Here is a 14,402-nt window from a genome sequence, read left to right as displayed (position 1 = left end):
GGTGCCTTCGCCACAGGCTGCTACTGAATCAGGAGTAAATGACGCGCTGGCCCGTAAGCTGCTATCGTGGACAGGGTTTTCCCTGATGAATGACACCCCGCACCCATGTCCCGCCGCACACCCCTGTTCTCGCTGTCCGCTCTGACGCGCGCCTATCGGCGCAACCTCAAGGCTTTTGCGCGCGCCACCAAGCCTGTGCGAACTGCTGCCGCCAAGCCGGTGCGTGCCAAGGCGGTGGCGGTGCCCCGCGCGCGGCCCAAAGCGGCGCCTGCCGTGCGCACACCGCGCAAGCCGCTGCCTGCCAGCGGCGAGTGGATTGCCGGCATTGCCCCCGGCCCGGCGGGGGCGCGGCGCTTTCACCTGTATGTGCCGCCAGGGCTGGCGTTGCGGTCGGGCGAAAAGCTGCCCCTGTTGGTGATGCTGCACGGCTGCGGCCAGACGGGGCGCGAACTGGCCGCCAGCTCGCGCATGAACCGCCTGGCGGTGCGCCAGCGCTTTCTGGTGCTTTATCCCGAGCAGGAACGCGTGGCCAACGCCCACGGTTGCTGGAACTGGTTTGATCGCCGCAGCGGCAAAGCCGATGCCGAGGCGGCCACCCTGCTGGCCGCCATCGACTTGGTGGCCCGCCGCCACCCGGTGGACTTGGCCCGTGTGGCCGTGGCGGGTCTGTCGGCCGGTGGCAGCATGGCGGCGCTGCTGGCGGCGCGCTACCCCGAGCGGTTCTGTGCCGTGGCCATGCATTCGGGCGTGGCACCCGGTTCGGCCGAATCCGCCGCCACCGCCATGGCGGCCATGCATGGCCGCCGGGAAGCGCATCTGCCCGATCCGCCGCAGGCGCTGGCTGCCAACGGGGCGGTTCCTGCGCCACTGCCCCCCTTGCTGATCCTGCATGGCGATGCGGACCATGTGGTCTCGGTGCGCAACGCGGCAGCCACGGCCGAACTGTGGGCCGAGGCACTGGGCGCGCGCGCCGGCCCGATGCGCACCTTGCAACGTGGCAGGCGCCATGCGGTGCGGGTGACCGAGTACAAGGCGCGCGGCCGCATCCAGGTCACGCTGCGCGAAATCGTGGGCCTGGGCCACGCCTGGAGCGGCGGCGCGCCCGGCCTGCCTTACAGCGACCCGGCGGGCCCCGATGCGTCAGCCCCGGTCTGGGCATTTGTGGCGCGGCAGTTCAAGAAAATATAAGAAAAATGGCCGCTGGCGCTTATGGATAAAGCGCCGTGTGCTATCAATAATGAAGTATTGGCGTCCCCGCACGACGCTACCGCTACACCAGCCGCGCCGCCACCAGTTCTTTCTTGAGGTAGGCGTAAAACAGCGGCGCCGCCACCAGCCCCGCCGGGCCAAAAACCGCCTCGGCCACGAACATCACGCTGAGCAGCTCCCACACGCCCATCTGCGTGCGGCTGCCCACCACCTTGGCGTTGATCACGTATTCGGCTTTGTGGATCAGGATGAGAAAGCCCAGGCAGGCGGCCGCCGCCATGGGCGACACCGACAGCCCCACGATGGTGATGACCGCGTTGCACAGCAGGTTGCCCACGATGGGCACCAGCCCGGCCACGAAGGTGAAGGTGATCAGCACCGGCGTGTAGGGCAATTGCAGGCCCCAGTACGGCAGCACGAACAGCAGGAACAGGGCCGTGAGCAGGGTGTTGAAGGCTGCGATCCAGAACTGCGCCGCAACAATTTGCCGGAAGGCCTCGCCGAACCGGCTGATGCGCTGCGCCAGTTGCTGCGCCAGCGGGCCGCGCGCCAGGCCGGGCGGGCGCACGGCGGCCAGCGCCCCGATCAGCAGGCCGACATAGGCAAACAGCAGGCCCGCCAGCCAGGCACGCCCCGCCATGGCCAGCGCGCCGGCCTTGGCGCCCAGGTAGCTGGCGATGGCGCGTTGGATTTCGGCGGCGCCCTCGGGCAGGTACACCGCCATGTCGGGGGGCAGCTTCAGGCGCAGCTCCAGCACCGTGCGCGCCATGTAGTCCAGCAGCTCGCGGTATTGCTGCGGCAGCTCGACCACATAGCTGCGCGACTGCGTCAGGCCCACCGCCAGCAGCACCAGCGGGCTGAGCATGACCAGCGCGGCGGCTGCCACCTGGGCGGCGCGCGGTGGCACGCTGGCGTGGGACGGCGGGCGAACCAGCCGGGCGAACCAGCCGCTGAAGGCCCGCGTCAGCAGAAAGCCCAGGCAGACACACAGCAGGCCGGGCAGCAAGCCGCGCCACATGATCAGCAGCAGCGCTGCGGCCATCAGCAGGTAGCTGGCGGTCTCGATGCTGCGCGTCGCAGGGCGGGGGGAGGGTGCCGCCGGTGCAATGGCCGTGGTGTCGGAGCGGGAGCGCGGCGCCATCGGGGCCCGTGCGGCGTCAGCCCACCACCACGGCGGCACCTTCGCCGCGCGGTGCGATGGTGCCAATGGCGTACACCTGCTCGCCCGCGGCGCGCAGCGTGGCGGCCGTGGCGTCGGCAGCGGCCGCAGCCACCACCACCACCATGCCGATGCCGTTGTTGAAGGTGCGGTTCATCTCGATGTCGTCGATGCCCGCCGTTTTCTGCAGCCAGGCAAACAGTTCGGTCTGCGGCCAGCTGCCCTTTTGCAGGTGGGCAGCGGTGCCGTCAGGCAGCACGCGGGGAATGTTCTCCAGCAGGCCGCCTCCGGTGATGTGGGCCAGGGCTTTGATGCCGCCGGGCGAGGTGGCATCTGCCGAATGCGGGTGGGCGGCCAGCGCGGCCAGCACGTTCTTCACGTACAGGCGGGTGGGCTCCATGACGGCCTGCTTGAAGGGCTTGCCGTCCAGCGTGGCGGGCAGGTTGCCGGCGGCGCGGTCGATGCACTTGCGCACCAGCGAGAAGCCATTGGAGTGCACGCCGCTCGAAGCCAGGCCCAGCACCACGTCGCCGGGCTGCACATCCTTGCCTGTGAGAATTTTGGATTTTTCGACCGCACCCACGGCAAAGCCGGCCAGGTCGTATTCGCCCGCCGGATACATGCCGGGCATCTCGGCGGTTTCGCCGCCGATCAGCGCGCAGCCCGAGAGCTCACAGCCCTTGGCAATGCCGCCCACCACGGCTGCGGCCGTGTCCACGTCGAGCTTGCCGCAGGCGAAGTAGTCGAGGAAGAACAGCGGCTCGGCGCCTTGCACCAGCACATCGTTCACGCTCATGGCCACCAGGTCGATGCCCACGGTGTCGTGCATGTTCCATTCAAAGGCCAGCTTGAGCTTGGTGCCCACGCCGTCGGTGCCGCTCACCAGCACGGGCTCTTGGTAGCGCTTGGGCACTTCAAACAGCGCGCCAAAGCCGCCGATGCCGGCCAAAACGCCCTCGCGCATGGTCTTTTTGGCCAGCGGCTTGATGCGCTCGACCAGGGCGTCGCCCGCGTCGATGTCAACGCCAGCGTCTTTGTAGGACAGGGGGGTGGGGGTGGATGCAGAGGAGCTCATGGCAGGGATGGCACGGACCAGCGTGCGCGGCAGACTAAAATTTGCGCAGATTTTACGGGGTGCGCACCGCGCACCCTCCGTTCACCCTTACTTCCTGCCCCGTTTTGCCTTTCATGCCCATGCCGTTTGCCGTTATCCAACCCTGCGCCTGCCCCTGTGCCTGCGGGCTGCAGCCATGAAACAGCTGGCCCTGGACATTGGCTTGGCGACGGGGCCCACGCTGGCGCGTTTTTTTGCCGGCCCCAACGAGGCCGCGCTGCAGCATCTGCAGCTGTGGGTGGGCGAGGGCAGCCAGCAGGACACCCGCTCGCCCGTGCCCACCTACCTCTGGGGCGAGGCGGGCAGCGGCAAGACCCACTTGCTCAAGGCGGTGCACCAGGCCCTGAGCGACCAGGGCGCCAGCGTGGGCTGGCTCGATGCCTCGGTGGCCATGCCCGCCGAATTTGACGAGCGCTGGGCCGCCGTGGTTCTGGACGACGTGCACCTGTACAGCACCGCCCAGCAGGCCATGGCTTTTAACTGGTTTGTGAATGCCATCAGCCCCGCCAACGGCGCACCGCGCTGGGTGCTGGCGGCCGGCAACCTGCCGCCGGCCGATCTGCCGCTGCGCGATGACCTGCGCAGCCGCCTGGGCTGGGGCCATGTGTTCCAGCTGCATTTGCTCGACGAAACCGCCCGCCGCGCGGTGCTGCGCCAGGAGGCCGATGCCCGGGGCGTGTTTCTGGGCGACGAGGTGATGGACTTCATGCTCAACCGCTTCTCGCGCGACCTGGGCAGCCTCATGCAACTGCTCGAACAGCTCGATGCCTATGCGCTGCGCACCCAGCGCGCCATCACCATCCCGCTGCTCAAGGCCATGCTGGAGTCGGAATGAGGGACAACCCCCTGGGGCGATGCTGCGCACTTCACAACACAATCAATGACTGATATCCCGCTCCATCGTCCCCGGCTGACGCTGTTCGACCTGGACCACACGCTGCTGCCCATTGACTCCGACTACGAGTGGGGTGAGTTCACCATCCGCATCGGCTGGAACGACCCGGTCGAATTTGCGCGCCGCAACGACGAGTTCTACGCGCATTACCAGGCCGACACGCTCGATGTGCAGGACTATGTGCGTTTTGCCATCGAGGCCGTTCGTCTGCGCGGGCCTGAGGCCGCCGCCGCCGCCCATGCCCAGTTCATGCGCGAAGTGATCGAGCCTGCCATCCACCCGCAGGCGCGCGATCTGCTGCGCGGGCACCAGGCGGCGGGCGATGATGTGCTGATCATCACCGCCACCAACGAATTCGTCACCCGGCCCATTGCGAACGCCCTGGGGGTTCAGCAGTTGCTGGCCATGCAGCTGGCCCGCGATGCGCAGGGCTGGTACACCGGCGAAATCGACGGCATTCCCACCATGCGCGAAGGCAAGGTGCGGCGCATGGAACAATGGCTGGCCGAGCGGCGGCTTTCCTGGGGGGATGTGGAGAGCACGTTCTACAGCGATTCCATGAACGACGTGCCGCTCCTGGAAAAAGTCAACCACCCCGTTGCCACCAACCCCGACGCCCGGCTCAGAGCGCTGGCGCAAGCGCGCGGCTGGCGCATACTGGACCTGTTTCCGACCGGCACAAACCAGAATGCGCAGCCCGCTCCCGCGCGGAATGCCGCACCCTGAAACCGCACCTTGACCGCATGTTTGCGCCGCTCCATCTGTTTACTGCATACCCATGATCAAGAAGTTCATCGACAAACTGCTCGGCAAATCCACGCCCGGCACCTCGGGCGGCAAGCCGCATTTCGGCAAGCGTGAAGAGGTGCCCGCCTCGGTCCATGGCATCAACCCCGAGCTGGTGGACCGCCGCGCCGCCGAGGTGGTGGCCACGCTCAAGCAGGCGGGTTTTGAGGCCTACATCGTGGGTGGCGCCGTGCGCGACCTGCTGCTGGGCCTGCGCCCCAAGGATTTTGACGTGGCCACCAACGCCACGCCCGAGCAGGTCAAGGGCCTGTTTCGCCGGGCCTTCATCATCGGCAAGCGCTTTCGCATCGTGCACGTGGTGCATGGCCGGGGGCGCGAGCATGAGGTGATCGAGGTATCGACCTTCCGTGCCTACCTCGACAACGCTGCTGCGGGCCAGGTGGCGGGCAACGAAAAGACCAGCAAGGCGCAACTTTCGGGCATGCAGCATGCCGTGGACGCCAGTGGCCGCGTGCTGCGCGACAATGTCTGGGGTCCGCAGGACGAAGACGCCACGCGCCGCGACTTCACCGTCAACGCCATGTACTACGACCCGGTGAGCCAGATCGTGGTGGACTACCACAAGGGCCTGCAGGACGCCAGGAAGAAGACGCTGCGCATGATTGGCGACCCCGCCACGCGCTACCGCGAAGACCCGGTGCGCATCATCCGCGCCGTGCGTTTTGCCGCCAAGCTGGGCGCCCTGGGCTTCACCATCGAACCCAAGACCGCAGCGCCCCTGGTGCAGTCGCAGGCCTTGCTGGCCGAGGTTCCGCAAAGCCGCATGTTCGACGAAATGCTCAAGCTGCTGCAAACGGGGCATGCCATTGCCACCATCGAGCAGCTCAAGAAGCTGGGCATGGCCAAGGGCATCTACCCGCTGCTGGACGTGGTGGTGGAGCGCGCCGAAACGCCCTTCGTGAATGCCGCCCTCACCGACACCGACCGCCGTGTTGGCGAAGGCAAGCCCGTGGCCCCCAGCTTCCTGCTGGCCTGCGTGCTGTGGGACGACGTGCACAAGGGCTGGCTGGAGCGCCAGAACCAGCGCCAGCACCCGCTGCCCGCGCTGCAGGACGCCATCGACGACGTGTTCGACAAGCGCATCGGCGACGTGTCGGGCCGCGGCAAGCTGGCCGCCGATATGCGCGAGATCTGGGTGATGCAGCCGCGCTTTGAAAAGCGCGTGGGCAGCGGGCCCTTTGGCATGGTCGACCAGTTGCGTTTTCGTGCCGGATTCGACTTCTTGCGCCTGCGTGCCGACGTGGGCGAAGTCGAAGAAGCTCTGGCCGAATGGTGGCAGGACTTCCAGAGCGCCAGCGATGACCGCCGTGACGACCTCATGGACCAGGCCCGCGAAGAGCAAAAGGCGCGCCAGAAGGCCCAGCCCGTGGTCAAGCGCGTGCCGCGCGCGGCTCCCGCTGCCGGGTCTGCACCCCGTGATGCAGCGGCCAGCACAGCAGGGTTGCCCGACGACGCTGCGCCGCTGGCCGATGGCGAGGCGCCCAAGAAGCGCCGCCGTCGCCGTCGCAAACCCGGTGGCGGCAGCAGCGAAGGCGCGGCCTCCGCGGCCGCCGGCGAATAAGCGGAGATTTTGGGATGCAGGGTGAGAGCACCGCTGTGGCCTCCGTTGCACCTGGGGCTTTGGCGGCGGTGTCTGCCTGGATCGGCCTGGGGGCCAACCTCGGTGATCGCCAGGCTGCCTTGCGCGCCGCGCTGTCGGCCATCGGGGCCTTGCCAGGCACGCGGGTGCAGCGCGTTTCATCCCTGTATGGCAGCGCCCCCGTGGATGCGGGCGGGCCTGACTATCTGAACGCCGTGGTGCAGCTGGGCACCAGCCTGGCGCCCCACGCCTTGCTGGCGCAACTGCAGGCGATCGAGCAGGCCGGCGGGCGCGAGCGGCCCTACCGCAACGCCCCGCGCACGCTGGACCTGGATATCCTGCGGTATGGCGACCAGGTGATCAACACCCCCACGCTCACGCTGCCGCACCCGCGCCTGCACGAGCGCGCGTTTGTGCTCTATCCCCTGGCCGAGCTGGCGCCCGAGCTGGTGCCAGCGCAGCAACTGGCGGCCGTGGCAGCGCAGCGCATCGACCGGGTGCAGGGCGCCGACTGGGCGCTTTAGGCGGTACGTAACGCCCGGCAGTCCGGTGTTTCGGTGCTGCGGCGCTACTGAAAACATAGCTGCTAGCGCTTATGGATAAAGCGCTGCAGCCCTATTTCATCCAAATCGATGGGCGCCACCCGCTGTCCGGATGGCGATCAGCCCATCCCTCAATCCACCCTGGCGCCCGAGGCCTTCACCAGCGATTGGTATTTGGCGCGCTCGCTGGCCATGAAGGCGTCGAACTGCTCGGGGGTGGTGGGCACGGGCTCGGCCAGCAGCGCGCCAAAACGGGTTCTGGTTTCGGGGGCGTTCAGTGCCGCCACGAAGGCCTTGTTCAGCTTGGCGATCACCGGCTTGGGCGTGCCGGCGGGCGCCACCAGGCCCCACCAGGTGTCGATCGAGAAGCCCTTGAAGGTGCTGGACAGGGGCGGCACGCCGGGCAGGGCCGGGCTGGCCTGCAAACTGGTCACGGCCAGGGCCTTGAGCTTGCCGGCGCGGATGTTGGGCGCGGCGGTGGCCAGGTTGTCGATGTTGAAGTCCACCTCGCCGCTCAGCAGCGCCAGCTGGGCCGGGTTGCCACCGCGGTAGGGGATGTGCAGGGCAAAAATGCCCGCGCGCTGCTTGAACATCTCGCCCGCCAGGTGGCCCGCGCTGCCATTGCCGCCGCTGCCGTAGTTGAGCTTGGCCGGGTTGGCCTTGGCGTAGGCGATTAGGTCGGCCACGGTGTTGATTTTCAGGCGTGCCGCCTTTTCGGCGTTCATGACCAGCACGTTGGGCACGCGCACCATCTGGGTGATGCCGGCAAAGTCCTTGGCGGCGTCGTAGGGCATGTGTGCGTACAGCCAGGGGTTCACGGCGTGCGTGGCGGTGGCGGCGATGCCGATGGTCAGGCCGTCGGGCGCGGCCTTGGCGATCGCGTCGGCACCGATGTTGCCGCCGGCGCCGCCCTTGTTGTCGATGATCACCGTGCCCAGTGCGTCACGCACCCGCTCGGCCAGCGCGCGGGCCGTGATGTCCAGCGGGCCGCCGGGGGCGTAGGGAACGATCAGGCGAATGGGCGCGCCCGCGTCCTGCGCCATGGCCAGGGAAGAAGAAAAAACCGCTGCGGCAGCGGCACTTGCAAGAAGGATGTTTCGGCGGTTCATGGCTCCATTGTGCAAAAAACGGAGCGCTGGCCCTGAAAAAGGCCGCTGGCCGGAGCGATGGGCCGCATGCCAGCGGCCTCCATCCACCCGCAATCTGGCGGGTTCAGCCGTGCTTGTCGGCCTCGGAGGTGAAGGAGTCGGCAAAGAACTCATCGGGCGGCAGGCCGCGCTCGGCGCTGTAGGCGGCGCGTGCCGAGTCCACCACGATGGGCGCGCCACAGGCATACACCTGGTGGCCCGAGAGATCGGCAAAATCCTGCAGCACGGCCTGGTGCACGAAGCCGGTGCGGCCCGTCCAGCCGTCTTCGGGCAGGGCATCGGACACCACGGGCACATAGCTGAGATGGGGCATCTCTGCGGCGCGCGCCAGCATCCAGTCGTGCAGGTACAAGTCGCCCGGCCGGCGGCCGCCCCAGTACAGCGTGGTGGGGCGCGTGATGCCCTTGAATTGCATGTGCTCGATCAGCGCCTTGATGGGCGCAAACCCCGTGCCCGATGCCAGCAGCACGATGGGCTTGTCCGTGTCTTCGCGCAGGAAAAAGCTGCCAAACGGGCCTTCGATGCGCAGGATTTCTTTTTCCTTCAGCGCGCCAAACACATGGTCGGTGAACAGGCCACCCGGCATGTGGCGGATGTGCAGCTCCAGCCCCGGCGCCTCGGCTTGGGTGTGGGGGGCGTTGGCCATCGAATAGGCACGGCGCGCGCCGTCACGCAGCATGAACTCGATGTATTGCCCCGCGTGGTAGCGGAAGGTGTCGGCCGCGGGCAGCTGCAGGCGCAGCTGCATCACGTCGTGCGATTTTTTCTCGAACGCGGCCACGCGCACCGGCATCTTCTTGATGGGGTAGGCGCTTTCGTCGGTGACCTGGCGCGATTCAAGCACCACGTCGGTCAGGGCGTGGGCGCAGCAGGTCAACACGAAACCCGCGGCTTCCTCGTCGGCCGTCAGGGCCTTGGACTGGTGCGCGCCATGGTGCACGGCGCCGCTGAGCTTCTTGCACTTGCACGAGCCGCAGGCGCCGTCCTTGCAGCCATAGGGCAGGCCCACGCCGCTGCGGATGGCGGCGGCCAGAATGGCTTCGTTGGCCTGGGCGCTGAATGCGCGGCCGCTGGGTTGCACGGTGATCTGGAACGCTGCGTTGGCAGTCTCGGCACGGGTCATGTTGTGGGTATCCTTGGACTATTCTTCAAGCTGTCTTCATGCGAATGGCCCCGATTTTGCCCTCAGAACCTGATCACTCCCTTAACCGCGCAAAGGCCTGCCGCCGCGTGTGGCTGCCCGGCACGCCCGCGGCGCGCCAGAGCCACAGCGCGCGCCGTGCCCGTTCATGGCGGGGGGCGCAATGAGCACCGTCGCACTGGCCAGCGGGCTGGGCGCGCTGCCCTCGCGCTTTCGGCGCGAGCGCCTGCTGATCGTGGGCTATGGCGATGTGGGCCAGCGCGTGGCGCGCAGCCTGCTGGCCGGGCCGGGTGCGCGGCGCATGCGCGTGCTGGCGCTGACCTCGCAGGCCGGGCGCATGGGCAGTCTGCGCGCGCAGGGGGTGACGCCGCTGGTGGGCAACCTCGATCAGACCGCCACACTGCGCCGCCTGTCGGGCCTGGCCACGCGCGTGGTGCACCTGGCCCCGCCACCGGGTGAAGGTGGCGGCGGCACTGCATGGTGGCGCGACCCGCGCACCGTGGCCCTGGCCCGGGCCTTGCGGCTGCGCAGCCTGCCCGTGTCGCTGGTGTATGCATCGACCAGCGGTGTGTATGGCGACTGCGCGGGCGCGCGGGTGGCCGAAACCCGCACCGTGGCGCCCGGCACGCCGCGGGCCCAGCGCCGCGTGAATGCCGAGCGCGCTGTGCGCCACCTGGGGCGTGCCGGCGTGCGCGCCAGCATCCTGCGCATTCCGGGCATCTACGCACCCGACCGCGAGGGCGGCACGCCCGAGGCGCGGCTGCGCAAGGGCACCCCTGTGCTGCTGGCGCAGGATGACGTGTACACCAACCACATCCATGCCGATGACCTGGCGCGCGCCTGCCTGGCGGCGCTGTGGCGTGGCAAGCCCCAGCGGGTTTACAACGCCAGCGACCGCAGTGAGATGAAGATGGGCGACTATTTCGATCTGGCCGCCGACCTGTATGGCCTGCCGCGCCCGCCCCGGGTGCCGCGCAGCACGGCGCAGGATGCGCTGCCGGTGATGCTGCTGAGCTTCATGAGCGAATCGCGCCGGCTTGACAACCAGCGGTTGCTGGGCGAGCTGGGCCTGCGACTGCGCTACCCCACCGTGGCGCAAGGCCTGCGCGCCTGATCCCTGACCACCGCGCTGTCAGCGTGGATAGCTGTTGCCCTGGCTGTCGTAGCAGCGAAACACGTTGCACTGCGTGAACTTGCGCGGTGGCGGCGGTGGGCCGGGCCGGGTGTAGGTCGGGTGGCGCGGCGGAACCACCACGACCGCAGGGGCCGTCTCCTGCCTGGCCGCGCGGGCTTTTTCCACCTCGGCATAGGCCTCGGGGCCCAGGCAGTCCAGGTCTACCTGGCGCTGCGCGGCTTCGACGCGCAGGTTCTGGTCATAGGTCCCGCTGGTGCTGCTGATGACGACATCGAGGTTGCGGCGCGACCGGGCGCACTCGGCTGACCGCGCATAGTCCTGCGCGCGCGCCGCCGGGCGAGCGGTGCGTGCCGCAAGATCCCTCTCACGTTGGGCAGCGCGGTCGGCGTCGATCTGCTGGGCAGCCGCCTCGGCCTGCAGTTGTTGCTGCTTGCGCGCCAGCGCCTCGGTGGCTTGCTCGCGCTCCAGCTGGATTTCCTGCGGCGTCTTGCGGGGTTCGACCTCGCGCACCGATGCAGAGCCCGCGCAGGCGCCGTCGGTGTAGGTGACCTGGCCGGTGCGCGCGTCGGTGCAGCGCAGCACCTGGGCCTGCGCGGCGAAACACAGCAGCGCCGCAGCGGCGACCAGGCAATTGCGCACGAGGGGCATGGTGGTTTTCCTTCAGGGTTCCTCAGAGGCTGAGAGTTTTTTGCGCGGGTCCGAGCAGCGCGCCACAACGCAGCCGATCTAGGCGCAAAGCACAGCCATAGCTCGGGCTATGGCGCGCATTTGCAACGACGAGCGGGTGCGTTTTGGCGTGATGAGCGGGCATGCGCAAAAGATTCTCAGCCTCTCAGTTGCCCTGGCCGCGCGGGGCGTCGCCTCTCCAGCGCGGCTGGTCCGGGCGATCCGGGCGATCCGGGCGATCCGGGCGATTTTGCCGCGCGTTGTCGCCCGCCGGGCGGCGTTCATCATCGCGGCGCGGGCGCTGGGCCTGATCGCGGTTGCCGTGATCCCGCTGGGCCTGCTCACGCTGAGCCTGCTCGCGGCGGCCTTGTTCACGCGCTTGGTCGCGCTCGCGGTCCCGGCGGGCGTCCTGCTCGCGGCGAGCATCCTGGGCCTGGCGGGCTTCGCGTTCGCGGTGGGCTTCCCGGTCACGCAGGGCTTCGCGTTCGCGCTGTGCCTCGCGCTCGCGCTGGGCCCGCTCGCGTTCACGCCAGTCATTGCGGTCGTCGTGGCGGCGCCCGTAATAGCCGGGTGGCGGGGCCACCGGGTAGCCGTAGGCGCGCGGTGGGCTGCCGTAGATATAGGCAGGCTGCTCATACACGCCATAGCCCGACGGCTGGGGCGTGTAATAAGGGTCGTAAGGGTCGCCAGGAACCACGGCGCAGCCCGTGGCCAGCGCGGCAAGCGCAACGGCAGAAACAATGCGGGCAAGGTGGTATGTCATGGTGGTCAGACTCTGGCGCTGCGGCAGGCGTTCCGCCCGCTGCGTAAAGCCCTTGAAAAGCGCCCCGGCGGGGCGTTACAACTTCACGGACCGGCCGTGCCCATTAGACGCCTGACGACACCATTTGGTTGACCTGGCCCCATGACCAACGCCGCTGCCCGTGTAGCTACCAGTGCAACTACCCGTGCGGCAATGGGGCCTGGGCCGCGTGGCATTGTCAGACCCGAGGATTTAGCCGATGCGCCAAAGCGCGCCTGATAATTGCTATATTTTATATAGCTGCTTGCGCTTGTCTGGTAAGCGCCAAGGTCACTTTTGACCAACAATTATCGCGCGCCACCTGCCGGCTATGCCGGCAGCACGCGCCGGATGGCGCCGGCCAGGTCTTCGGCCACAAACTTGGCCACATAGCCGTCCGCACCGACGCTGCGCACATGGTGTTCGTTGGCCGAGCCCGACAGCGACGAGTGGATGATCACCGGCAGCCCCTGAAAGCGCGCATCCTGTTTGATGTGCCGCGTGAGCGTGAAGCCGTCCATCTCGGGCATTTCCAGGTCGGTCAGCACCAGCGCCACCTTGTCCAGCACGGTTGTGCCTTCGGCGGCGGCCTGGGTGGCCAGGGCATTGAGGCGGTCCCAGGCTTCCTGGCCCGACTTGACCATTTCGAAGGGGGCGTGCAGCAATTGCAACTCTTGCTCGATGAGCGAGCGGGCCACAAAGGAATCGTCGGCCGCAAGGATGATGGTGCCGGGCTGCATCGCCAGGCGCGGGCCCACTTTCTGGGCGTCGACCGGGTTGCCTTCGGGCGGCGACACCAGCTGCAGGATGGCCTCGACATCCAGCACCTGCGCCAGGCGCGAGCCGTCGGTGTTGCCATCCAGGCGCGCAATGCTGGTCACCAGCTTGCCGCCCGCGCCGCTGGCTTCGGCGGACAGCACCTGCTTCCAGTCGAGCCGCACGATGTCTTCCACCGACTCCACGGCAAACGCCTGGGTGGTGCGCGCATATTCGGTCACCAGCATGATGTTCAGCCCGGTTTTGGGCGTGCAGCCCATGATGGCCGGCAGGTCGAGCACCGGAATGATCTGCCCGCGCAGGTTGACCACGCCCATCGAGTGCGCCGCAGCGCCCGCGATGGGGGTGATGCTGGGCATGGCAACGATTTCACGGATTTTGAAAACGTTGATGCCAAACAGCTCGGATTGGCCCAGCGCGCTGTCGGCGCCCAGGCGAAAAAGCAAGAGCTCGAACTGGTTGTTGCCGGTGAGGTGGGTGCGCTCTTCGCTATCTCGCTGTACGGTTTGCATGGAGTGTCCTTGGCGCGGATACGCGCTTTTACAAATTTTAGAAGCAGAACCGATGGAACCGCCTGAAACAGCGGGCTGCGCGAAGAAATACTGCCGGGGCCACCCCGGATGGGTGGAAAAAGCCCCGCCATGTGGCGCTGTGCTGCAGGGCGCGGGCGGGGCCGTGGCAATCCGCCGTATGCTCTGCGCCTTTTCCCAGAACTGCCGCAGTGCCCATGACCGACGCCATCCCTGATACCCCCGACACGCCCGCCCCCGTTCAAGAACCGCGCCTGTGGAGCGATGGGCGCTGGACGGCGCGGGTCATTAAGAACGAGGATGACGATGGCTGGGCGGTGGCCATGACGCTGCTGGGCGAGGCCGAGCCGGCGCTGGTGGGGCCGTGGACCATGGGGCGCGACAAGAAGAACCCCAAGCCGCTGGATGTGTCGGCCTTCAACACCCTGGTCAAGACGGCCAGCGAAGTGCTGCGCCGCCACGAGCAGCAGCTGCATACCCAACTGAACAAAAACGTCACCGTGACGGTGCAGGGCCAGTGCCTGCGCGTGGCGCTGGCCATCGTGCCCGACGAAGAAGGCGCGACCGCTACGCTGCACGCACAGGACGAATACGGTGAAGAGGTCGCGCGCGTGCCGGTGTCGCCGGGCTTCAAGTTGACCGTGGCCAGCGCCGAGGCGTGGGTGGTGAGCGGTTTTGAGCGGCCGCGCTGAAGGCTGGCGGAACCGTTCAGTCCCGCTGCCCTTGTCTGCAGAAATGGTGTTTCGGCAGCGCGAGCGCGCAAGGCTGGAAAATGCCAGAATCGAAGCGTTGTGCGGTGCAGCATTCATGGGCAGGTTGCATGCCTGCCCCCTGTTCGTGCACTTTTTGTGCGCCTTCTTTGTCTCCCCACCCTGAACCTTCACTGACAAGCCTTGCCGGTTGCGCCGTGGCATTGCGC

The 14,402-nt window shown here is 67.8% G+C and carries 14 protein-coding genes; 7 read left to right on the top strand and 7 right to left on the bottom strand.

Annotated elements, in window-relative coordinates; genetic code table 11:
* The first annotated feature begins 105 nt into the window (after nucleotides 1–105).
* Nucleotides 106–1,188: an extracellular catalytic domain type 1 short-chain-length polyhydroxyalkanoate depolymerase gene (locus CCX87_RS13580; protein ID WP_087747071.1), complete on the top strand. Its 1,083-nt coding sequence runs from the start codon at nucleotides 106–108 to the stop codon at nucleotides 1,186–1,188.
* 82 nt (nucleotides 1,189–1,270) lie between these two features.
* Here the strand turns inward: CCX87_RS13580 and CCX87_RS13575 are convergent, their stop codons facing one another.
* Together CCX87_RS13575 and purM are read right to left on the bottom strand one after the other, a co-directional pair.
* Nucleotides 1,271–2,350, bottom strand: a complete 1,080-nt coding sequence (locus CCX87_RS13575) for an AI-2E family transporter (protein WP_087748339.1) — start codon at nucleotides 2,348–2,350, stop codon at nucleotides 1,271–1,273.
* 16 nt (nucleotides 2,351–2,366) lie between these two features.
* Nucleotides 2,367–3,443 (bottom strand): phosphoribosylformylglycinamidine cyclo-ligase, encoded by a 1,077-nt coding sequence (gene purM / locus CCX87_RS13570; protein ID WP_087747069.1) that lies wholly within the window; start codon nucleotides 3,441–3,443, stop codon nucleotides 2,367–2,369.
* A gap of 175 nt (nucleotides 3,444–3,618) precedes the next feature.
* On the opposite strand from purM, the gene hda reads away from it, so the two are divergent.
* From hda to folK, 4 genes are read left to right on the top strand one after another with little or no spacing between them, the layout of a single operon-like run.
* Nucleotides 3,619–4,317, top strand: coding sequence for a DnaA regulatory inactivator Hda (hda, locus tag CCX87_RS13565; RefSeq protein WP_087747068.1), 699 nt, complete (start codon nucleotides 3,619–3,621; stop codon nucleotides 4,315–4,317).
* Nucleotides 4,318–4,362: 45 nt separating this feature from the next.
* A complete protein-coding gene (locus CCX87_RS13560) occupies nucleotides 4,363–5,103 on the top strand; it encodes an HAD family hydrolase (protein WP_087747066.1) in 741 nt (246 codons plus the stop codon).
* Between the two features lie 52 nt (nucleotides 5,104–5,155).
* Nucleotides 5,156–6,745 (top strand): polynucleotide adenylyltransferase PcnB, encoded by a 1,590-nt coding sequence (gene pcnB / locus CCX87_RS13555; RefSeq protein WP_087747064.1) that lies wholly within the window; start codon nucleotides 5,156–5,158, stop codon nucleotides 6,743–6,745.
* A 35-nt stretch (nucleotides 6,746–6,780) separates the two neighbouring features.
* Nucleotides 6,781–7,287: a 2-amino-4-hydroxy-6-hydroxymethyldihydropteridine diphosphokinase gene (gene folK, locus CCX87_RS13550; RefSeq protein ID WP_232476402.1), complete on the top strand. Its 507-nt coding sequence runs from the start codon at nucleotides 6,781–6,783 to the stop codon at nucleotides 7,285–7,287.
* Nucleotides 7,288–7,436: 149 nt separating this feature from the next.
* On the opposite strand, the gene CCX87_RS13545 is transcribed toward folK, so the two are convergent.
* Nucleotides 7,437–8,414: a tripartite tricarboxylate transporter substrate binding protein gene (locus CCX87_RS13545; RefSeq protein ID WP_087747060.1), complete on the bottom strand. Its 978-nt coding sequence runs from the start codon at nucleotides 8,412–8,414 to the stop codon at nucleotides 7,437–7,439.
* 103 nt (nucleotides 8,415–8,517) lie between these two features.
* Nucleotides 8,518–9,576 carry a CDP-6-deoxy-delta-3,4-glucoseen reductase gene (locus tag CCX87_RS13540; RefSeq protein ID WP_087747057.1) on the bottom strand — a complete coding sequence of 353 codons (1,059 nt, stop codon included), beginning with the start codon at nucleotides 9,574–9,576 and terminating at the stop codon, nucleotides 8,518–8,520.
* A 181-nt stretch (nucleotides 9,577–9,757) separates the two neighbouring features.
* On the opposite strand from CCX87_RS13540, the gene CCX87_RS13535 reads away from it, so the two are divergent.
* Nucleotides 9,758–10,708: an NAD-dependent epimerase/dehydratase family protein gene (locus tag CCX87_RS13535; protein ID WP_087747054.1), complete on the top strand. Its 951-nt coding sequence runs from the start codon at nucleotides 9,758–9,760 to the stop codon at nucleotides 10,706–10,708.
* Between the two features lie 18 nt (nucleotides 10,709–10,726).
* Here CCX87_RS13535 and CCX87_RS13530 read toward each other — a convergent pair whose 3' ends face one another.
* From CCX87_RS13530 to CCX87_RS13520, 3 genes are all read right to left on the bottom strand, one after another.
* Nucleotides 10,727–11,377, bottom strand: coding sequence for a DUF4124 domain-containing protein (locus tag CCX87_RS13530; RefSeq protein ID WP_087747052.1), 651 nt, complete (start codon nucleotides 11,375–11,377; stop codon nucleotides 10,727–10,729).
* Between the two features lie 184 nt (nucleotides 11,378–11,561).
* Nucleotides 11,562–12,158: a hypothetical protein gene (locus CCX87_RS13525; protein ID WP_087747050.1), complete on the bottom strand. Its 597-nt coding sequence runs from the start codon at nucleotides 12,156–12,158 to the stop codon at nucleotides 11,562–11,564.
* Between the two features lie 347 nt (nucleotides 12,159–12,505).
* Entirely contained in the window at nucleotides 12,506–13,465 is a 960-nt protein-coding gene (locus tag CCX87_RS13520) for a chemotaxis protein (RefSeq protein ID WP_087747047.1), read from the bottom strand.
* Between the two features lie 215 nt (nucleotides 13,466–13,680).
* Between CCX87_RS13520 and CCX87_RS13515 the strand changes: the two genes are divergently transcribed.
* A complete protein-coding gene (locus CCX87_RS13515) occupies nucleotides 13,681–14,175 on the top strand; it encodes a hypothetical protein (RefSeq protein WP_087747045.1) in 495 nt (164 codons plus the stop codon).
* Nucleotides 14,176–14,402: the final 227 nt, after the last annotated feature.

Source organism: Acidovorax sp. T1 (assembly GCF_002176815.1).
Taxonomy (GTDB): Bacteria; Pseudomonadota; Gammaproteobacteria; order Burkholderiales; family Burkholderiaceae_C; genus Acidovorax.
The sequence above is the reverse complement of the archived record's forward strand: the minus strand, read 5'-3'. Positions and strand labels throughout refer to the sequence as shown.